This window comes from Shewanella sp. GXUN23E, from assembly GCF_050865035.1.
Taxonomy (GTDB): Bacteria; Pseudomonadota; Gammaproteobacteria; order Enterobacterales; family Shewanellaceae; genus Shewanella.
The window spans coordinates 112,663-132,805 of the sequence record NZ_JBOZWP010000006.1 but is presented as its reverse complement, the minus strand read 5'-3'; the positions used below and the strand labels follow the sequence as shown (position 1 = coordinate 132,805).

At 56.2% G+C, this 20,143-nt stretch carries 19 protein-coding genes; 4 read left to right on the top strand and 15 right to left on the bottom strand.

What is annotated here, in order from left to right:
• Positions 1–87 precede the first annotated feature (87 nt).
• Positions 88–2,526 (top strand): Lon protease family protein, encoded by a 2,439-nt coding sequence (locus ACRRUX_RS08030; RefSeq protein WP_432529097.1) that lies wholly within the window; start codon positions 88–90, stop codon positions 2,524–2,526.
• On the opposite strand, the gene ACRRUX_RS08025 is transcribed toward ACRRUX_RS08030, so the two are convergent.
• The 6 genes from ACRRUX_RS08025 to ACRRUX_RS08000 form a co-directional block, all read right to left on the bottom strand.
• The gene (locus ACRRUX_RS08025; protein ID WP_432528993.1) at positions 2,523–3,923 is read right to left on the bottom strand and encodes an ATP-binding protein; all 1,401 of its coding nucleotides are present in this window, start codon (positions 3,921–3,923) and stop codon (positions 2,523–2,525) included. The two genes, ACRRUX_RS08030 and ACRRUX_RS08025, sit on opposite strands and share 4 nt — an antisense overlap.
• 5 nt (positions 3,924–3,928) lie before the next feature.
• Complete coding sequence (locus ACRRUX_RS08020) at positions 3,929–4,591, bottom strand: response regulator (RefSeq protein ID WP_432528991.1); 663 nt, start codon at positions 4,589–4,591, stop codon at positions 3,929–3,931.
• A complete protein-coding gene (locus tag ACRRUX_RS08015; RefSeq protein WP_432529095.1) occupies positions 4,572–5,438 on the bottom strand; it encodes an FAD:protein FMN transferase in 867 nt (288 codons plus the stop codon). The genes ACRRUX_RS08020 and ACRRUX_RS08015 overlap by 20 nt, the downstream gene beginning before the upstream one ends.
• A gap of 123 nt (positions 5,439–5,561) precedes the next feature.
• Positions 5,562–6,851, bottom strand: a complete 1,290-nt coding sequence (locus tag ACRRUX_RS08010) for a DUF3570 domain-containing protein (RefSeq protein ID WP_432528989.1) — start codon at positions 6,849–6,851, stop codon at positions 5,562–5,564.
• On the bottom strand, positions 6,842–7,057 hold the full coding sequence (locus ACRRUX_RS08005; RefSeq protein ID WP_432528987.1) for a DUF4266 domain-containing protein: 216 nt from the start codon (positions 7,055–7,057) through the stop codon (positions 6,842–6,844). The genes ACRRUX_RS08010 and ACRRUX_RS08005 overlap by 10 nt, the downstream gene beginning before the upstream one ends.
• Positions 7,058–7,060: 3 nt before the next feature.
• Positions 7,061–7,546 carry a TlpA disulfide reductase family protein gene (locus ACRRUX_RS08000; RefSeq protein ID WP_432528985.1) on the bottom strand — a complete coding sequence of 162 codons (486 nt, stop codon included), beginning with the start codon at positions 7,544–7,546 and terminating at the stop codon, positions 7,061–7,063.
• Positions 7,547–7,823: 277 nt separating this feature from the next.
• On the opposite strand from ACRRUX_RS08000, the gene ACRRUX_RS07995 reads away from it, so the two are divergent.
• From ACRRUX_RS07995 to ACRRUX_RS07985, 3 genes are read left to right on the top strand one after another with little or no spacing between them, the layout of a single operon-like run.
• The gene (locus tag ACRRUX_RS07995; protein WP_432528983.1) at positions 7,824–9,200 is read left to right on the top strand and encodes a magnesium transporter; all 1,377 of its coding nucleotides are present in this window, start codon (positions 7,824–7,826) and stop codon (positions 9,198–9,200) included.
• Between the two features lie 40 nt (positions 9,201–9,240).
• On the top strand, positions 9,241–10,071 hold the full coding sequence (locus tag ACRRUX_RS07990; RefSeq protein ID WP_432528981.1) for a cobalamin-binding protein: 831 nt from the start codon (positions 9,241–9,243) through the stop codon (positions 10,069–10,071).
• A 51-nt stretch (positions 10,072–10,122) separates the two neighbouring features.
• Positions 10,123–10,608: an OsmC family protein gene (locus tag ACRRUX_RS07985; protein ID WP_432528979.1), complete on the top strand. Its 486-nt coding sequence runs from the start codon at positions 10,123–10,125 to the stop codon at positions 10,606–10,608.
• Positions 10,609–10,695: 87 nt separating this feature from the next.
• Here the strand turns inward: ACRRUX_RS07985 and ACRRUX_RS07980 are convergent, their stop codons facing one another.
• From ACRRUX_RS07980 to ACRRUX_RS07940, 9 genes are all read right to left on the bottom strand, one after another.
• Positions 10,696–12,129 carry an endonuclease/exonuclease/phosphatase family protein gene (locus ACRRUX_RS07980; RefSeq protein ID WP_432528977.1) on the bottom strand — a complete coding sequence of 478 codons (1,434 nt, stop codon included), beginning with the start codon at positions 12,127–12,129 and terminating at the stop codon, positions 10,696–10,698.
• A gap of 344 nt (positions 12,130–12,473) precedes the next feature.
• Entirely contained in the window at positions 12,474–13,097 is a 624-nt protein-coding gene (locus ACRRUX_RS07975; RefSeq protein ID WP_432528975.1) for a 2OG-Fe(II) oxygenase, read from the bottom strand.
• Between the two features lie 511 nt (positions 13,098–13,608).
• Positions 13,609–14,226 (bottom strand): cob(I)yrinic acid a,c-diamide adenosyltransferase, encoded by a 618-nt coding sequence (gene cobO, locus ACRRUX_RS07970; RefSeq protein WP_432528973.1) that lies wholly within the window; start codon positions 14,224–14,226, stop codon positions 13,609–13,611.
• Positions 14,227–14,265: 39 nt separating this feature from the next.
• On the bottom strand, positions 14,266–15,882 hold the full coding sequence (locus ACRRUX_RS07965; RefSeq protein WP_432528971.1) for a cobyric acid synthase: 1,617 nt from the start codon (positions 15,880–15,882) through the stop codon (positions 14,266–14,268).
• A 4-nt stretch (positions 15,883–15,886) separates the two neighbouring features.
• Complete coding sequence (gene cobU, locus ACRRUX_RS07960) at positions 15,887–16,450, bottom strand: bifunctional adenosylcobinamide kinase/adenosylcobinamide-phosphate guanylyltransferase (RefSeq protein ID WP_432528969.1); 564 nt, start codon at positions 16,448–16,450, stop codon at positions 15,887–15,889.
• Positions 16,447–17,229 (bottom strand): adenosylcobinamide-GDP ribazoletransferase, encoded by a 783-nt coding sequence (locus ACRRUX_RS07955; protein WP_432528967.1) that lies wholly within the window; start codon positions 17,227–17,229, stop codon positions 16,447–16,449. Before ACRRUX_RS07955 ends, cobU begins: the two co-directional genes overlap by 4 nt.
• Entirely contained in the window at positions 17,210–18,256 is a 1,047-nt protein-coding gene (cobT, locus tag ACRRUX_RS07950; protein WP_432528965.1) for a nicotinate-nucleotide--dimethylbenzimidazole phosphoribosyltransferase, read from the bottom strand. Before cobT ends, ACRRUX_RS07955 begins: the two co-directional genes overlap by 20 nt.
• Positions 18,249–19,280: a FecCD family ABC transporter permease gene (locus ACRRUX_RS07945; RefSeq protein WP_432528963.1), complete on the bottom strand. Its 1,032-nt coding sequence runs from the start codon at positions 19,278–19,280 to the stop codon at positions 18,249–18,251. The genes cobT and ACRRUX_RS07945 overlap by 8 nt, the downstream gene beginning before the upstream one ends.
• Complete coding sequence (locus ACRRUX_RS07940; protein WP_432528961.1) at positions 19,270–20,085, bottom strand: ABC transporter ATP-binding protein; 816 nt, start codon at positions 20,083–20,085, stop codon at positions 19,270–19,272. Before ACRRUX_RS07940 ends, ACRRUX_RS07945 begins: the two co-directional genes overlap by 11 nt.
• Positions 20,086–20,143 lie beyond the last annotated feature (58 nt).

The following is a 20,143-nucleotide window of genomic DNA, read 5'->3' as shown; positions in this document are numbered from 1 at the left end:
TCCGGCTTGAACTTTGTTTAAAAAATCACCTGACGCACAACTGGCCTTTGCTATCTGCCACTGCGTATCTTATTGTCGTAATTGGGAATCCCTACTACACAAGGATCGGATATGGCAATAACGACGCTCAGCAGCAAGCAAGTGTACCGCGACACCCGGTTACAGACGCCTCACTGTGACTGTCAGACCACTGATGACCTGGTGCCGCTGGATGACATCATAGGTCAGCAACGGGCCCGGCAGGCGGTGGAATTTGCCATGTCCATCAAGGACAAGGGATACAACATCTACGCCATTGGAGAAAATGGCCTGGGCAAACGCACCATGATGTTGCGTTATTTAAGTACCCACCCCGCTAATGGCAACACCCGGCAGGACTGGTGTTATGTGGCCAATTTCGATGACAGCCGCCAGCCCAGGGTGCTGAGTCTGCCCGCCGGCAGCGCCCTCAACTTCAAAAAGGCCATCGAAAACCTGATGAAGAAGCTGGCCAAGGCACTACCCATGGCGTTCGACAACGAAATGTATTTCAGCCGCGCAGAAAAGCGCAAAGGCCAGCTGGCTTCCCGCCAGGAAGAAGTACTCAGCGAACTGGCAGAAGATGCCAAGAACAAACACATCAGCCTGTCCATCAGCAGTGACGGCGACTATCAACTGGTGGCGCTGAACGGTGACGAGCCCCACAGTGAAGAAAGCTACGAGGCCCTGCCCGTCGAGGAGCAGGCCCAGTTTGAAACCGATATCAAAGCGCTGGAAAGTAAGCTGCGGCGCATAGTGCGCGACATGACTGAGTGGGAAGAAGAATACTCAGATCAGCAGCAGGCTCATGATGAGCAGGTGGCCAAAGATGTGCTTAAGCACTATCTGCAGCCACTGAAGAAAAAATACAAAGGCCTGCAGCCGCTACTGGATTATCTGGGCGAGATGCAAAAAGATATTCTCGATAATCTGGATATCTTCCTGGAACAGAGCGATGAGCAAGTCGCTTTCTCCTATGCCTCGCTGGACAAGAAACTGCCCCGTCGTTATCAGGTCAATGTGCTGGTCAGCGGCGATGAAGACAATTTCCCTGTGGTGGTGGAGGAAAACCCCAACTATCACAGTCTGTTTGGCTATGTGGAAAACGCCACCTACAAGGGCACTGTGTTTACCGACTTTTCGCTGATCCGCGCCGGCAGCCTGCACAAAGCCAACGGCGGCGTGCTGATGATGGATGCAGTCAAAGTGCTGGAGCGCCCCTACGTGTGGGACGGGCTCAAGCGGGCACTGAGATCCCGCCAGCTGGATTTAAGCTCACTGGAGCGGGAAGTCACCCTGTCCGGTGCCATCTCGTTGTCGCCTGAGCCGGTGCCGCTGGATGTGAAAATTGTGCTGTTTGGTGATCGTCACACCTACCAACTGCTGCAGCAGTATGATCCCGACTTTGGCGAGCTGTTCAAGGTCACCGCCGATTTTGAAAATGTCATGGCACGCACCGATGAGTCAGAAGCTCAGTTCGCCCGCTTTATCGCCAGCATAGTGCAGGACAATCAAATGCTGCCCTGCGAGCGCGGCGCCATGGAACGGATTATCGAATTCAGCGCCCGTCAGGCCGATAATCAGAACAAGCTGTCACTGTACTCCGCCGATGTGGCCAATCTGCTGCGGGAAACCAATTACTACGCCGGTGGTGCAGGAGCCGGCAGCATTGGCCGGGAACATGTGGAGAAGGCACTGGAAGCACAGCGCATGCGGGTATCAAGGCTGCAGGATGCATTGCTGGAATCCTTTACCAACGGCACGACCCTGATTGATGTAACCGGCGAAAAAATTGGACAAATCAATGCTCTGTCGGTGCTGGCAACGACAGATCATGAGTTTGGCCTGCCCAACCGCATCACCGCCAGCACTGCCTACGGTGAAGGCGAAGTACTGGATATCGAGCACAAGGTGCGACTTGGCGGGCAAATTCACTCCAAAGGGGTGTACATCCTCACCGCCTTTTTAGCGGCACGTCTGGGCAAGAGTGCCAACATTCCGCTGACCATGTATCTCACCTTCGAGCAATCCTACGGCGGCGTCGATGGTGACAGCGCCTCTATGGCCGAGTGCTGCGCCATCCTTTCAGCCATCTCAGGAGTGCCACTGAAGCAGGATATTGCCATCACAGGCTCGATGAATCAGTTCGGTGAAGCGCAGCCGATTGGCGGCGTCAATGAGAAGATTGAAGGCTTCTTCGATGTATGTTGCATCAAGGGGCGGGAACCGGGCCAGGGGGTGATTATTCCTGAGTCCAACCGCCAGAACCTGATGCTGCGCAAAGACATAGTGGAAGCCATCGACAGGGGCGAATTCCATATCTGGACGGTCAACCATGTCACTGAAGCCGCCAGCGTGCTGACCGGCACCCCGGTTGAAGGCGAGCGCAGCATCTTTTCCCGCGCCGAGCGGCAACTTAAGGAGCATCGTCAGGCGCAAAAAAAGCTCAAAGCCGACGACCGGAATGAGCCGGGGCAGGACACCACACCCCATGCCCGCGCAGGTTAATCGCCAGTCCCCGGCAGATAAATCCTCACTTCCAGTCCGCCCCCTTGCCGGGGGCGCATCTCCAGATGGCCGCCATGCAGGGCCAGAATTTTGTGACAAATCGACAGCCCCAGCCCGGCACCGTCAATATTGTGTTTATCCACCCGGAAAAACCGCTCTGAGGCGCGCTCAAGCTCAGCCTCTGTCATGCCCCGGCCGCGATCGGCGATACAGATAACCACCTCTGAGGCCGAGTTATGCTCATCGGCGCGGTGGGCAACAATATCTATCTGGGATTCGAGCGGGCTGTATTTGCAGGCGTTTTCAATCAGATTGCTGAGCACTATCTGCAGATAAATCTGCTGGCCTTTGACCCTGAGCGCCGGATCTATGGTGAGCTGCCACTGATAATCGGCGATGATGTGCAGCAGGCCATTGAGCGACTCGCCCACCAGCGCCTCCACCGGCAGACGTTCCAGTCTGGCGCGCTCATCCAGCTGCGCCAGCGAGTCCAGCCGTGACAGCAACAGCAACTGCTCAACCATATGGGTCATTCGCACCACCCCATGCTCTGTGGCCATGAGGTGCTCCTGCGCCTGCGGATCCTCTTTCAAAAGCTCCTGCAGCGCATTCTGATGCAGTCGCACCAACGCCAGCGGGGTTTTCAGTTCATGGGCCGCATCGGCACTGAACTGCCGCTCGCGTACCAGCACCGCGGCGCAGCGGGCGATATAAGCGTTGAGCGCCTTGCCGACAGGCAGCAGCTCTTTGGGCAATTGAATATTGATAGGCTCGAGCTGATCGGCCTTGCGGCCCGACAGCACTTTCGCCAGCGCCTGAATGGGATGCAACAACAAGTCGGACAGCCACAGCATCAGAATCAAAATCAGCGGGATAATCAGCCAGGGAGTGAGCAGCGCATTGCGGACAATCTGCTCCACCAATTCACGGCGCACCTCATCCTGCTGCGCGGTCACTATCCAGATATGCTGCGAAGGGGAGAAATAACCGAACACATGCCAGTTGCCCTGGCTGTCATGCAGTTTCCGGTAACCCGGGCGCATCAGCTCAGCAGCTGAAAATGGCAGGTTGCCGGTGGACAGCAGTGGCTCGCCCTGGGCTGAGGCGAGCATAAATGCCAGCTTCTGTTCATAAGCCAGCTGGGTGGCTTCACGATCCTCCACAAAGGTTTCTACCTCGGTTTCATCCACGGGCAACACCACCCCTCGTCGCTGCGCGGGTATCGGCGTGCTGGTATAGATCCGTTCCAGCAGTTTGGCGGTCTGCAGCATCTGGGCATCGAACAGCTCTTCGACCTGATTGGTGGCATCCCGGGTGCTGAACCAGCCAGCCACTACCACAGACAAGCCCACACCCACCACCATCAGTATCGCCAGCCACAATCTCAGTGAGTACATAGGGATTAATCCGTCAGTTCCACCAGCGCATAGCCGATGCCACGCACGGTTTTCACCAGCTCATTGGCAGTCTTCTTACGCAGATGGTGGATATGCACCTCGACCGAGTTGCTGCCCACCTCCTCCCAGCCATAGGTCAGCTGCTCCAGCTGCTGACGGCTCAGCACCCGCCCGGCGGATTGGGCCAGCTCCAGCAGCAACTGATATTCACGGCGCGACAGCTGTACTGGCTCGGCGCGAAAAGTCACGTCACAGGTGTCCAGATTTAAGGTCAGCGGGCCGACACACAGTTGATTGTGATGACGGCCATAGTGACGGCGCACCACGGCCCGTAGCCGGGCTGCCAGCTCGCGCACATCGAATGGTTTGCCAAGGTAATCGTCTGCGCCGGTATCCAGACAGATAAGCTTGGTGTCAAAGTCGGTGTTGGCGGTCAGTATGATAACGGGAATATCCAGCCCCTGTTTGCGCCAGCGTTTGAGCAGCGCCACGCCATTGCCATCGGGCAAGCCCAGATCCAGCACCATGGCGCTCCAGCTCTCCCCCGGCAGTGCCAGCTCGGCCCGGGCGCAGGTATCAACACTGTCAGCCTGCATTCCCTGCTGCCTGAGCCCCTGGCAGATAGCTTCTGCCAGCATATGATTGTCTTCAATGACCAGTATTCGCATCCTGCTCCTGCCCCATCTCCTGTCTGAATAGTTGAAACTCCACTCCCTGAGCGGCCAGAAAATCCTCGGCCCCATCGCCCTGCAACATGGCCATGGTCGCCAGCATGCCGGCGGCCACACAGTTGGGCCCAAGCACTGTCACCGAGCGGGGAGCCCCCGGCACCGGATAACCCGTCAAAGGGTCGATAATATGGCCATAGCGTTTACCGGCCACCTCCACAAATCGGCGGGTATCACCACTGGTGGCCAGCGCCCCCTGACTGATGCTCAGCAGCGCGCCGGCACTGTCGAGCTGTGAGGGGTTTTCTATGCCCACCTGCCAGGGCGGCAGCTTGCTAACCGGACAGGCGATATCACCACCGAAATTCACCAGCACAGGCACCTTAGGCCAGCGCTGGGCCAGCAAGCTCGCTACCCGATCCACCGCGTATTCCTTGCCTATGCCACCAAAATCCAGCGACATGCCCGCCGGCAGGCAGATACTCTGCTCATCAAAGGCGATTCGGTTAAAGCCAACACAGTCGCAGGCGGCCTCAATATCAGCCTGTGATGGCAGCCGGTGGCTGCCATCAAAGCGCCACAGGCGCATCAGCGGCCCGGCACTGACGTCAAATTTACCGTCACTGAGCTGATAACACTGGCGGGCAAAGTCGAGCAGGGAGAAGGTTTCACTGTCGATGGCGAGCGGCTTTCCCTGACTGTGGTTGATATGCCATAGGGGATTGCCCTCAAGAAAACGGCTGTACTTGCTCTCGATACGGCGAGCTTCGGTCACCGCCAGTTGCATGGCACTGGCGACCCGCTTTTTGTCCTGGGTGGCAAACAGTAATTCGCAGGGGCTGGCCATTGCCTGAAAGCAACCGGTCAGCCCCCAGCTACCCTGTTTGAGTTGATACTCAGCTGCGCGGGCAGCTGAGCTGTGGGTGCATCCTGACAACAGCCCGTCTCCTTGTGTGAGCTGCGCCCGGGCTCAGAAGGAATAACTGACCTGGGCGACAATGGCTTTGACGTCCGGGAACAGATCGTAGCCATTAAATCCATTGAGTAACTCTACTCCTGGATTGTCAGGGTTCTGCTGATAATATTCAATGCGATAGCTCAATTCATGGCCACCTGGCAAACGGTGTCCGAATTTCAGCCCGACCGTATAGGCATTCATCTTGCCAATACGATAGTCGGCACTGGCAAACTCAGGCAAAGGTGCGCCCTGCTGCAGATACGGGGTATAGAAATCCGCCTCGCTCTGCTGGTAATACCTCAGATGCAGCTGACCGTAGAAGCCTTCATTGAAATAATGCCGGTAATGGGTTTCCAGGGTGTGCGAACTGATCCCCCAGTCATCCGTGGTGAAACGGTAGGACACATCCATCACCGCCGAGTCCAGCGCGCCTTTAAACAACAGATAACCACTGTGCTTGAGTCTGGAGTCAGGGCGACTTTCATACAACTGTTCAAGTGCTATGCCTTCGCTGTCGACCACACTCACCAACTTGTAGGGATCTGTCATATAGCCGGAGACAGACGACAAGCCATAGTTCACCTGCATCAGCCAGTTGGCGTTCAGCACCTGAGTGACCCCCAGCAGGATATCCGCCGTGTCCTTGGTTTCTGAATTGCCATCACGGGTGGCATTAAACGCCTGCCAGTAGGCATCATCGGAGGCGTAATTGCCCCTGAGTACCATGGCTGACAGCGCCACCGGCGTGCCGCCCACAGGATCTATCTGGTCGTGGGAGTAGGAGCCGGACAGTGCCAGCGTGGTGTTGTCCTTGTTGAAGCTGCGCTCCAGAGCGGCGTTGGCCCCCATGGACAGATAGTCAAACTCCTTGGAGCCATACAGACCGCCGCTGACCGTCCACACTGGCGAGAGCTTTTCCGTCCAGTTGCCGCTGAGCTGCACCCGGGTATCGTGGAAAGTATCATCCAGCGGCGTTTTTCCGGCCTCAACCTGGTATTGCCCCTGACCCGACGGCCGGGTGAAGGTTTGTACTGTGCCCTGTGGCACCGCGCCGGAGGCTGAGGCGCCGGTGAGCGCATCCACCACCAGTTTCATGTCGAGGGTGGAGGTGTCGCCGAAGGCTTTCTGCACATTGGCAATACCTTCAACCGCCTGCACCCGCTCGTTTTCACCGTAATACATGATGGCGGCATCGACTTTCCAGTCGTCCGCTTTATTATCCTCTGCCTGCGCTGTGCCAATCAGGCTGCAACTGGCCATTGCCAGTGCCGAGGCAATGTTTTTGCTTTTGGTCAATTGCATCCACAACCTCCGCCGGCAAATGAGCGGCCGCCACTGCTGCCTTCCTTGCTGAAATAGATATGGTCATCCAGCGCCATATCCAGCTTCTCATGATCCAGTGCCATATCAGCCCGGGCCAACTGGCCGCGCTCCCAGGGTTCCACCCCGAGCGACGAACAGCCGGCCATCGCCAATGTCAGCAACACTATGCTTATTTTTCTTTTCATGAATCACTCCTTGAGCAAATCAGCCAGTTGCTGCTCATAGGCAGCCTCTTTGGCAGTAAAGAAACCGGTATGCTGGGCCACTAACTCGCCCCGGCGATTGAAGATATAACTACTGGGCATCCCCAGCAGATCGAATTGACGGGCCACCTTGCCTTCAGGGTCGTAGCGCACGGCGAAATTGACATTCAGCCCTTCACCAGCCAGTTGGCTGAGAAACTGTGCCGCATCCTGCTGCTCCGGGTCCAGATTGACGGCCACCACCACCAGCCCCTCACTGCCGTATTTGGCCTGCATCTGCGCCATCCAGGGAAATGACTTGCGACAGGGGCCGCACCAGGACGCCCAAAAGTCCAGATACACCACCTTGCCGTTAAACTCACTGAGCGACACCGGCTGCCCCTGTGCGTCCTGCACCTGGACATCCAGCGACGGCGCGGCGATTGTTGCCAGCGACCAGCACAACATGCACATCCCCAACATCCACTTCATGCGCAACTCCCTTAAATTATGGCTATTTTGACAATAGGCAGGCTTTCTTAAGGTTTTCTTAAGGCCAGAAAAATCAGCTGGATAACTCACGCCTTGCCAGCATGTCCAACAAACTGAGCCAGCACACCAGTCAGTATGACACCGAACCACACGCCTGCCGCAATGGTCAGTCCTTTGATTTACGGCGGCATTTGCAGCGCCTTCAGGTCTGACAAGCTTGCTGCTTAGGCGCCCCTTGGCTATAGTGACGCCAAATTTCCCTGCGCCAGAGCCCATTGTGACTCAAACTCCCAACACCCCAGACACCGAGGTCATCCCCCTGCCCGAAGTCGGCCAGGTCGTCCAGCAACTGACTGAAGCAGAAGGTCAGCAGCAGGCCGAGGTGTTTGACGAAATTCTCGAAGCCTCAGAGCCCGGCACCATCGCTTTGCTGCTGGAAGCCCTGCCGCGGGATGAACGTCACGAACGCTGGGAGCAGGTGGCGCCGGAGGAGCAGGTCGCGGTACTGAACCTGATGCGTGGCGATCCTCGGGTGGATCTGCTCAGGCAAATGCCGGATGAGCAGATTGATGAGCTGTTCGCCCAGTTAAGCGCCGAGCAGCTGATCGACTGGAGTGACTCGCTGCCCGACGCCTACACCGACCGGGCACTGGCACAGATGGGCGAGCGTCAGCGACAACGCTTTGAACGCTTTGATCTGTACGAAGATGATGAAATCGGCCGTTATGTGGATCACCAGATGCTGGTGCTGCGCCCGGACGCCAGCGTCAAACAGGCGCAGCGCTTCATCCGCCGGATTGAACTGGACTGTAACGACACCCTGTTTCTGACCGATGACAATGATGTGCTGGTCGGCTGCGTCAGTCACTACGACATTCAAAAGGCCGATCCCGAAACACCGCTGAGCGCACTGATGGCCGATGATGCCCGCAGTATCCGCGCCGACACCTCACTGTTTGATGCCGCCGAATCCATGGAGCACAGCGATCAGCTGGAACTGCCGGTCATTGATGCCGACGACCGCCTGCTTGGCCGCATCACTCTGCGCTTTGCCACCGCGCTGGTGCGGGAACACTATGAAGCCCAGTTGATGGCGACCGCGGGTATGGATGAAACCCACGACCTTTTCGCCCCCATTATCAAGGGCGCATCCCAGCGCGCTGTGTGGCTGGGCATCAACCTGCTGACGGCGTTTCTGGCCTCGGCCACCATCGGCCTGTTTGAAAATGTGCTGACTCAGGTGGTGGCACTGGCAGTATTGATGCCAATTGTCGCCTCCATGGGCGGCATTGCCGGCAGTCAGTCGCTGACACTGATGATCCGCGCCATGGCCACCGGCCAGATCAGCTCGGGCAACGTGGTGGCGCTGTTGAAAAACGAACTGGGGATCGGCAGCCTCAACGGCGTACTCTGGGCCATCGTCATTGGTCTGGTGGCCGGATGGTGGTTTGACAGCACGGGCATTGGCATGGTGATCGCCTGCGCCATTCTGATCAATATGCTGGTGGCTGCGGCCGCCGGGGTGCTCATTCCTGTGATACTGGATAAATTCGAGCAGGACGCCGCCCTGTCCGGCTCGGTGATCCTCACCACAGTGACCGATGTGGTTGGCTTTCTCACCTTCCTGGGACTGGCCACGCTGCTGTTCCTGTAACCCCCTGAATGCCTTGAGAGCCTGAAGGCCTGCCGGAGAGATGATGCGCGCTTTACTGCTTTGCCTGATATTGATTGGTCCTGTGACTGTGGCAGAGGCCGCAGCACAGCGCATCGTCGCACTCTCCCCCCATGCGGTAGAGATGCTGTATGCCATCGGTGCCGGTGACAGTATCGTCGCCACCACAGAGCATGCAGATTTTCCCGAAGCCGCCAAAGCCATTCCGCGCATCGGTGGTTACCACGGTATTCAGCTGGAAAAGCTGTTGGCGCTCAGCCCGGATCTGGTGGTGGTCTGGGGCGGCGGCAATCGGCAGCAGGATATAGATAAAATGCGGGAACTGGGGTTGCCGCTGTACAACTCAGACGCCAAAACCCTGGATGCAGTCGCCGATGAACTTGAGCAGCTTGGGCAACTGACCGGCCATCAAACACAGGCAAACGCGCTGGCAGCATCACTCAGACAGCAACTGGCGCAGCTGCGCCAATCCAACCAGCACAAACCCGGGATCAAGGTGTTTTATCAGCTGTGGTCGCAGCCCTTGATGACGGTGGCCGATGGCAGCTGGATCCAGCAAATTCTGACGGTATGCGGCGCCGACAATGTGTTTGCTGCCAGCCCTTCGCCCTACCCGCAAATAAGCCTGGAAAATGTGCTGCTGACCTCGCCCCAGGTGATCCTGCAAAGTCAGGATGCCGGTAATATTCAGGGCATTGATTGGTCTGCCTGGCCTGACATTCCGGCAGTGCGTCAGCAGCAAATCTATCAGCTGAATGCCGATTTGCTGCACCGCGCCGGCCCGCGGGTGGTAGAGGGGGTGAAAGCCACCTGTGATGTGCTGGATAAAGCCCGTCAGGCATATTTGCAGTAGTACCACCAGACATCGGCCACCCAACTTTCATGACCTCCAGGAGTATCAGGGATGAACACAAAGCACAGGCTGGAGCTTGAGTGGCGACTGAATGCTGAGGCAGATTTTGCTTCCGGCAAGTTTAACCGTAGCCACCAATGGCGTCTGGACAATGGCCAGGTGCTCAGCGCCTCCTCCTCACCCTTGATTATCCCCGAACCTTTGTCAGCCGCCGATGCCCTTAATCCGCAGCAAGCCTTTATCGGCGCGCTCGCCAGCTGTCATATGCTGGCGTTTCTCACCATTGCCGCCAAGCGCAAATACCTTGTCAGTCAGTATCAGGACTCCCCCGTAGGCGAGCTTGGAACTATGCCTGATGGCACTACCGGCATCAGACTAGTCACCCTGTATCCCATGGTCAGCTTCAGTGGCGATAAACAACCTACATCTGAGCAACTTACCAAGCTGCACCAGATGGCCCACAAGGCCTGCTATATCGCCAACTCAGTGGCCAGTCAGATCCATATTCAGCCCCAAACAGATATTCAGGCTGAATAACACAGTGATACATAGGTGCTTGGCAAGACTCATGAAAAAGGCAAGCCCGCAGGCTTGCCTTTGCCAGTGTCACACTTCAATGAATGCTTAGTCGACTTTCACAGTCACCCACACAAAGCGGTGGTCGGAAGAGACCTCTTTGCTGTCACCGTACTTACCCACGCGCGGATCGTTAAACAGCAGGCGGCCTGTGTAACCTTCTGCGGCCCAGTAAACACCTGAGTCCACCACTTCCAGGCTGGCCGATGGCACAGCATAGTCGGCACGGGAGCCAAATACGCTGGTGCGAATCTCAGGATAGGTGTGCACCGGATTCCAGTTGTTGGCAGGGTTCTTAGACTCGGCGGCGCCCAGGCTGGTTGGGGTAAATTCCTGACCTACCTGCGCCACGCTCTGGTTGACCTTTTCGTTACCCAGCAATTGGATGATGCCATCCCAGGGCTTGTTCACCTGAGTGCCCACCACGTTATCGGCGTTCATATCCCCCATAAACACGAAATGCTGGCCGGCAAAACCGCCCTTCTGTCCTTTGTCATCGTACAGGCTCTCTTCACCATTCAGATATTGGTGCCAGAACAGGTTTTCTTCACTGTTGCGATAACGGTTGTTGTAGGTCACGGTATCGAAGCCTGACGGCGTTGGATGCGCCAATAGCACGTTAATGGCGACTTTCCCCTTAGGTGTGTTCACCAGAATCGGCGCATCGACGTGGTTTTTGGAAGACAGACGCAGAGCATTCCACTCAGCTTCGTTAAACCACAAATCACCACCGGCCATACCGTCAGGAATTGGCTTGCTGCCATCACAGACTTCAATCACAGGGTTAACTGCGCCCAGCAGATCTTTGCGCAGGAACTTCTGGAAAGTACGGGTGTTGCTGTGGTCAATTTCAAACTTGGACAAGAGCGCAAAGCCATAATGACCGTGGTAGAAGCCAAAACCATGGGCATCATCGGCGCCGCCGGTCTGACCATCGTTGTTCAGGTCAAACTCGGTCAGCAAGCCGGTGTTGGTGGCGTAGTTTTTGGCAAACGGGTACTCGATAGGCTCCAGCATATCTTCACCATTAATGAAGCCATCAACACTGCTCAGACTCTGGGACACTGACAGATAGTTTTTCTGGAAACCGTCAAGCACTCTGGTATCAACTGCATCACCGTCGTTGTTGAACTCGTTCATCAACAGCACATCCGGACGGTTCTTCTGAATAATGGCCGCGACATTGCGGATTTGAATCACGCGCTCTGCCAGCAGATGCTCAGCTCCGCCCGCTTCACCGGACTCCACATCCTTTTTCCAGGCAGAGATCAGCGCATCCTGCTGCGCCACGGTCAGGCCCATATACTCAACCCAACGGTCATAGTTTTCGGTTGGATCATTATCCACCGCGAATGACAGATTAAACTGAGCAAATTTAACTTGGGAGACAGGAGCAGGATCAGGGGTTATTACAGTTTCATCAGAATTACAGGCCATCAGAAACATTGAAGAAAGTAACGCAGGGATCAACTTCTTTTTCATTATTTATACCATCATCAACTTTATAGTTATTGTCACAATCAATGTTGTGCCGATGAATTAGATATAAATCATTTAGTACAATCAAGAATATCAATTAACCAGCCAATACAAGCGCGAACCCGATCACGGAATATTTCAAAGTTGAAATACCGGCAAAATATACACAGTGATGCATATGTAGTTGAGTTGAAAATAGCCAATCTGAATGCTTATTTTCACTCACCAATACTGCTGATATCGGCCAATTTAACTAACAAGCGTGCATCACTGCCATATATTCAGACAGCCACAAATAACGCCCGGGCATAATTGGCGATGCTGATTCAACTGTCTTTTAATGCCATTTAAATCCCGTGTCTGGCAGCCGCCACCCGATACCAACCGGCGATACTGAAGCGGTCAACTGTGGTGGGCAGCACTTCGTGGGGGAACACCTCGGACAGGAAAATCACAGTGCGACCATGGAGCGGCGCGATATCCGTCAGCCACTGATGATGTTCATCATAAAGCCGCAACATGCCACCGTGCTCAGGTTGCCAGTCGGGGTTAAAGAAGGTGACGGTCGTCAGTATGCGGTTTTGACTGCCTTTGAGGGCATCAAGATGAGTTTTGTAAAAGCCGCCGCAGGGATAGTGGGCAAAATGGCTTTCAAAGAAAAACAGCCCCATAAATAAACGGCGATTGAGGCCATCTTTCAGGCTATTCATCAAGGCGAGAAATTCGCTGTCGGTTGCATCCTGCTTATCCAGCCAGGCTATCTTGTCACGGCGGATATCCTTGTCCAGATGCCGCTCAAATCCCCGACCAATTCGGGCCGGTTTCATGGCAGCCACAGATAAGGTCACAGCCTTATCCCGCAGGCGCATAGCCAGGGACTGTGACATTAAATCATCGACGATCACATACCCCGAGTTAACCAGGGCATCAGCAATCCCATCCAGCTGGGACTCAGAAGGCATAGCTGCCATCAAATACTCCAAAACGCAAAACGCCTTGCTGTACTCAATAGCCAGTCACGCTAATTTTCGAGGAGTGCGTAGGCGCCCCATCCCGGGGCAAACGAGGCGGATAATACGGTGATATTGGAGTGAAAACAATATGGGAAAAACATTGTCTTTAAATGTTGTAAAAAAACAGTTTAGGCCAATCAGGTTTAACCGACTATAACCAGAGGTCTGTATGAGGCGCTGACAAGACGGTCAGATATTCCAAAGCATTCTGTGCTATCAGAGATGGGTTATTTCACCGTGCTCGCTGCGGTGGCAAAGCCGTCAAAGATTTCAGCCCCTGAGTGCGTGATGGAGTTACCATCATTGATGTGCAATCTGTTCGAGGCTTAGACAAAGCCGGATGCACCAGCAGAGTGATTGGCGTTTTGGCAAAGCCGCCGAGTTTCGACAGCCCCTGAGCGTAGCAGCGCTACGTGATGGGGTGGCGGAGCGATGGCAATACCGCCAAAACGTCAATCAAGAAGCTGGATCAAAAATCGAAGCCCGGCTGGGCGGCAATTCCGCTGTTAAACGCATGCTTGGTGCACTTCACTTCACTGACAGTATCCGCCATCTCAATGAGCTGTCGGTGACAATTGCGCCCTGTGATGATCACATGCTGATGTTTGGGGCGATTTTCCAGCGCCTCAACCACCCGCTCCAGCGGCAGGTAGTGGTAGCTCACCATGTAAGTGAGCTCATCAAGCAGCACCAGATTAATGCGCTTGTCCTGCATGAATGCTTCAGCCTGCTGCCAGGTGGCCAGCGCGGCCGCAGTATCGGCCTCTTTGTCCTGGGTCTCCCAGGTAAAGCCGGTGGCCATCACCGCAAACGGGACACCGGCGTTTTCAAGCAGATTACGCTCACCGCAGTCCCAGTTGCCTTTGATAAACTGCACCACGGCGGCTTGCTGACCATGTCCCACGGCGCGCGCCACAGTGCCGAATCCGCCGGTGGTTTTACCCTTGCCATCACCGGTGATCACCATCAGTACCCCGCGTTCTATCTGGGCACTGGCAATTCTGGCATCGACAGCGGCTTTCACTTTTTGCTGACGGACTTTATGACGGCTGGCCTTATTGGCTTCCTGCTCTGACGTAGCTGACATTGATTGAATCACAACTCCCTGAAAACTGATGATTGCCGGTCACCCGGCAGCTTCTTCCTGATAATCCGGCTCTGCGGCCAGAATACGGTTGAGCAGCTTGATATCCAGATGCTGCGCCAGCACATCCGCCAGACGATTGAGTTCCTGCTCCCTCAACTCGTCGATGTTGATACAGGCCTGCTCAGTGCGACAGCCTGCCCAGCGCAGAATCGCCGCGGTAGCCTCAGGAGAATCAAACAGCCCGTGCAGATAGGTAGCCAGGATCTGTCCATCTTCGGACAGCACGCCATCATCCACCAGCAAACCATCACCACGATGCAGACTGCTGACACTGTCTTCATCTGCCAGTGCCCGCTGCCAGGTCAGCGGCGCTTCCCCGGGTCTGAGCTTATGGGTGTAACCACAATGGATCTCGTAGCCTTTTACCGGCAGTTGCTGACCATTCAGCCGTAGAGTACCGGTGACATTGTGTACCTGTTTTTGCGGCTTAAGTTCAGTCACCACGGACAGCAGCTCCAATCCTTCACTGCAGCCGGCGGCACCTTCTACCCCCGCTGGATCATCCACTTCCAGCCCCAGCATCTGATACCCACCACATATGCCTATCAGCTTGCCGCCATAACGCAGGTGACGACGAATATGCTCATCCCAGCCGTTGTCCTTGAGGATCTGCAGATCATTCCGGACACTTTTGGAACCCGGCAATATCATGAGATCTGCCGGCGGCGCATTGAATGCCTGAGATGAAGTAGACAAGTAACTGAAGTCGATATGAGGGTGCAACCGCAGCGGATCAAAGTCGGTGTGGTTGCTGATGCGGGGATGCACCAGCACCTGAATACGAAAACCACGCTCACCACGGCCTGATTGACTGCCACTGTCATCGAGTGCATCCTCGGCATCCAGTCGCAAGCCTTCAATATAGGGCAGCACACCAATAACCGGCTTGCCGGTGCGCTCTTCCAGCCAATCCAGCCCAGGCTGCAACAGGCTGATGTCTCCACGGAATTTGTTGATGACAAAGCCTTTTACCCGCGCCCGCTCGGATTCGCTGAGCAGCTCCAGCGTCCCCACCAACTGGGCAAACACGCCGCCCTTGTCAATATCGGCCACCAGGATCACAGGGCAATCAGCCGCTTCGGCAAACCCCATATTGGCGATGTCACCGTCACGCAGATTGATTTCAGCCGGGCTGCCGGCGCCTTCAACGAAAATCAGTTGATACCGGGATTTCAGGCGTTGCCAGGAGTCCAGCACCACCTCCATGGCCCGGGATTTATATTCAGAGCGATGCTTGCCAAAAAAGGCAGCCGCTTCCAGCTGAGTCAGGGCTTTGCCCTGAAAGATGACCTGCGCCGCAGTGTTGCTTGATGGCTTAAGCAATACCGGATTGAAGTCGGTGTGAGGTGGCAGGAAACAGGCCGCAGCCTGCAGTGCCTGCGCCCGGCCTATTTCGCCGCCATCAACGCTAACGGCGCTGTTGAGCGCCATATTCTGCGGCTTGAATGGCGCAACCTGCTGTGGATGTTGCCGGGCATAAAGCCGGCACAGGCCAGCGACTAAAATCGATTTTCCGGCGTCTGACGCAGTACCCTGCACCATCAGTGTCAATGCTTCCTTTCCTACAGGTGCCTTGGGCGATATTAATTTCCCCATCCTGTTATCCTTTTAATGCTAATGGCAATCCGGCGACCACCAGGGTAACCCTATCGGCGATGGCGGCCAGCGACTGGTTCAAACGACCGGCATCATCAACAAACTGCCGGCTCAAACTGCCCAGAGGGACAATGCCTGACCCCACCTCATTACTGACCAGCAGAATTTCGCCGGGCAGTCCGGTCAGTAACTCAACCAGCTGCTCAGTTTCCCGCTGTGAACCGGATTGCATCTGACTTTCTGTCTGTTCATGGTACGCCTGAGTGTCGCGACACAAAAGCCCCGTCAACCACAAGGTCAGACAATCCACCAACAGCAGCGTTCCCGGGGCGGCCAGGCGGTCAAGCGCTGCACGCAGCTGCGTCCCCACTTCATGAGTCTGCCATTGCAGACCTGAACCCAGCCTGTCCTGACGATGCCTGTCAATGCGCAGGCGCATTTCCTCATCCAGCGCCTGCGCCGTCGCCAGGTAGTGGCACTCATAACCTTTGGCCGCAAATTGCGCGGCGCAGTGCTCGGCAAACCGACTCTTACCGCTGCGGGCACCACCCAGAATCAAATGGATCACCCTGCCGCTCCTGTCCATAAGGCTACCAGAACCAGATACACCAGCAGCTCTGCCAGTTGCTGACAGGCCCCCAGCGTATCGCCTGTGTAGCCTCCCAGTTGCGCGCGCAGCCAACGAACCATCAGCTGGCGGGCAAGCAACAACACCACCAGCATGACGGCTGCCTGACTCAAGGGCATCAGGCCGCAAACCAGCAAGGCCGTTGCCAGCAAGACCCACAAATCCTGACGGCTTTGAGCTGTCACCACCGGCTTGCTCTTGCTGTCCTCATCCCTGACATAGGACTCAGTGAACATCAGGCTCGCGGCCACCGCCCGACTCAAAGTATGACCAAGGACCAGTGCAATTGCCGTGAAATTTACCGAGTTTTGCGCCAGCTCACTGAGCAGCTGCCACTTCAACAGCAGCGCCATCAGCAGCGAAGCGGCGCCATAACTGCCGATACGTGAATCCTTCATGATCCGCAGTTTGTCTGCCAGCTGCCAGCCGCCCCCCAGACCATCCGCGGTATCCGCCAGCCCGTCTTCGTGAAAACAACCGGTCAGCAGCAGCGAAGTCACCATGGCAAGGATAACGGCCACGCCAACCGGCCACAGCTGCTCACTGAGCCACAGTACCAGCGCGCTGAGCAGCCCCACCAGCAAGCCCACCAGCGCAAAATAACGGCTGGCGCGATTCAGCCGCTGCTGATCGGTCCACACCCAGGCGGGCACAGGAATACGGGTGAAATAACCTATGGCCACCCACACCAGCGCCAATTCAGTCTTGAGTGCTGACATCGGTCACCTGCGCAGCATCGAAGCTGGCCATATCATTGTAGAAATTGGCAGCCGCCTGGATCAGTGGCAGCGCCAGCGCTGCTCCAGTGCCTTCACCCAGTCGCAGCCCAAGCCGCAGCAGTGGTCTGGCATCCAGCAGCCGCAGCATCAATTGATGCCCCTGTTCGGAAGATTCATGGGCAAACACCATATATTCGCGACAGGCGGCGTTAATACTCACCGCCAGCATGGCGGCCGCTGAAGCAATAAAGCCATCAATGACCACCAGCATGCGCTTCTCTGCCGCCGCCAGAATGGCACCGGTAATTTGTACAATTTCAAAGCCACCCACGCAGGCCAGGATCTCTCTGGGGCCGGTCATCACCGGCTTGTGGCGCTCAACAGCACGGGCGATCAGCGAGCGCTTTAATGTCAGAGTCTGGTCATCCACACCGGTTCCCCGACCGACGCACACGGCGACATCCAGATCCATCATGGCCGACATAATGGCCGCCGCCGCTGAGGTATTGCCAATGCCCATCTCGCCAAACGCAATCACATTGCTACCCAGTTGATGGTGTTTTTCCACCAGCGCCCTGGCATAGTCAAAACCCTCTTCCACCTGTCGCTGCGTCATGGCTGGCGCCAGGTGAAACGCGTGGGTCCCCGCGCCCAGACGGCACTGAGTCACCTGCTCACAGTCAACCGGCTCAAGTATGCCGGCATCCACCACTTCCATTTGCCAGCCATTCTGCGCACAGAACACATTGATGGCGGCACCACCTGCCACAAAGTTCATTACCATCTGGCGGGTAACAGCCTGCGGTGCAATCGACACCCCATGGGCTGCAATACCGTGATCCGCAGCAAATACCAGCATCACCGGCCGGGAGATGTTAAGCCGTGAGCTTTGCTGAATTCTTGCCAGTTGCCGTGCCAATACCTCAAGTTCCCCCAGCGCACCGGGAGGCTTGGTTTTGTGGTCGATTGTTGCCTGAATAGCAGCATCCCTGTCGTTATTGAGGTAATGGATATTGTAATTATTCATGGATCATCCGACGCCGACGGCGCAACACAGTTAAGAAAAACAAGCTGCCTACTGCCGAGGTAATCACCCCGACCGGCAACTCCTGATTGTTCAGCAGGGTTCTGGCCAACACATCCACCCACACCATAAACACGCCCCCCGCCAGTGCGGTCAACAGCAGCGACTGACCAGAGGGCAACAACATTCTGACGATGTGGGGAACCATCAAACCCACAAACCCTATGCCACCGCAGCTGGCGACCAGAATGGCGGTCATCACGGAGCACAGCAATAAAATCGCCAGTCGCAGCCGGGGCACGGGTATCCCCAGCGTATGGGCCGTTTCATCACCGCCCTGCAACGCCAGCAATGAACGGCGCAGCCCCAGTAACATCAAAAGCCCGAGCAGTACCACCAGCGCCGGTAACCATAACCCGGCCCAGCTCGCCCGGGAAAAGCTGCCCAGCGTCCAGAAAAGCACAGCGGCCGCCGCCTGCGGCTCAGAGAAATACAGCAGCAAACTGCCGAATGCCGCAAACATAAACGAAGTGGCAACACCGGACAGCAGAATACGCTCAATCTGATGACTGACGCCACCACCACTGAGCGCCAATACCAGCATGACCGACAAACCCGCACCTGCAAGCGCTCCCAAAGGCAGACTCAAATGTGCCAGCCAGGGGCCACCAAAGCCAATTCCTGTGAGTGTCATGACACAAATCGCGCCAAAGGAAGCGCCGGAAGAAATACCAAACAGATAGGGATCAGCCAGCGGGTTACGGGTGGCCAGTTGCAGCACCGCCCCCGCCAGCGCAAGTCCGGCACCGGCGATCAACGCCAGCAAAATCCGCGGCATCCGCAGTTCCATCACAATGCGGCTGGTCAACCCCTGACCATCTCCCATCAGCGCATCCCAGATTTGTCCAGGAGACAGAGTCACAGCACCAAAACAGGCCGCCAGCCAGGGCGTCAGCAGGGCAAACAGCACAAAAGCCACCAGCAATACTTTCTGGGTATCGGATGCCTGAGTCCAGCTATTGCCCATGTGCATCTCCCGATTGATAACCATAGAAATAGGAGATTAATGGCTTACCGTGTTGTGGATGAGGGCCGACCCGACAACAAACACCGAATACCCGGGCAATGGTCGACTCCGTCAGCACCTGTTGTGGTTCCCCCTGGGCCACCAACCTGCCGCCATCCAGCAGCAACAGACGATCGCACAGCGCACTGGCCAGATTCAGATCGTGGATAGAAGCGATCACACTGATCCCCAGACTTTGTACCAGCTCGAGAATTTGGATTTGATAGCGGATATCCAGATGATTGGTGGGCTCATCAAGAATAAGCAGTTGCGGCCGCTGCACTATGGCACGGGCGATGAGCGCCCGCTGCTTTTCGCCGCCGGACAACTGACTGAAAGGACGCATGGCAAGCTCACCCAAGCCCACAGTGGCCAGCGCCTCCCCCACCTGCCGGCGATCTGCTGCGCTGTCGAACTCCAGCCAGCCTTTGTGGGGAGTTAATCCCATGGCTACCAGCTCGCGCACACTGACATCCAGCCCGGCGGGGGTATCCTGCTGCACTACAGAGACCCGTCGCGCAAATTCACGGGCGGGAATCTCGCTGCAATCCACACCATCCAGGCAGATCTGCCCGCTATCAGGACGCAAGAACCGATACAGACAACGCAGCAATGAGGACTTACCGGCTCCATTGGGACCAATCAGGCCGATCATCATGCCGGCGGGAACACGAAAGCCGATATCGTCCAGCAAACGTCGGCCGCCGACAGACCAGCTCAGACCATCTACTCTCAGTACAGGCTCAGGCGACAATTGGGGTTGCATGCCGTCTTTTACCTGTCGGTTGCTTATTATTCTTCACTTTTTGCTCCTTCCGGGTAGT